The organism is Halobellus sp. Atlit-38R, assembly GCF_003665925.1.
Classification (GTDB): Archaea; Halobacteriota; Halobacteria; order Halobacteriales; family Haloferacaceae; genus Haloquadratum; species Haloquadratum inordinatus.
On sequence record NZ_QXIJ01000406.1, the window covers coordinates 1 to 434 of the forward strand.

Below are 434 nucleotides of genomic sequence, written 5' to 3' on the forward strand. Positions count from 1 at the left end.
GAACACGTGGGCCATCGGTCAGATGAACGTCCTTCTACACGAGCTACAGGACGCCACCATCGCAAAGGGAGACACAATCACGGAGCTGAAATTTGTCACCGAACACGGTGAGTTGGAAGTCTTCGACAGAGTAGTCGCAAATCCCCCGTGGAATCAGAAGAAATGGAATGCAGAATGGGTGGAAGATAATGAACCCTACAACCGCTTCACATACGGGCTGCCTCCGAAAAACCGGGGAGACTGGACATGGGTCCAACTTATGCTTGCCTCTCTTTCAGAGACGGGCAAAGCCGGCATCGTTATGGATAACGGCTTGCTCTTCCGGTCTCGTTCTGAGAAGAAAATTAGGAGGCCGATTATTGAAGATGACCTGATTGAATCGGTTATAGCACTCCCTGAGAATCTCTTTTATAATACTTCGTCGCCGGGATGTA

At 49.8% G+C, this 434-nt stretch carries 1 protein-coding gene; it reads left to right on the top strand.

Annotated elements, in window-relative coordinates; genetic code table 11:
• Positions 1 to 22 precede the first annotated feature (22 nt).
• On the top strand, positions 23 to 434 hold a 412-nt coding region (locus D3D02_RS20095), incomplete at its 3' end, for a class I SAM-dependent DNA methyltransferase (RefSeq protein ID WP_233560741.1).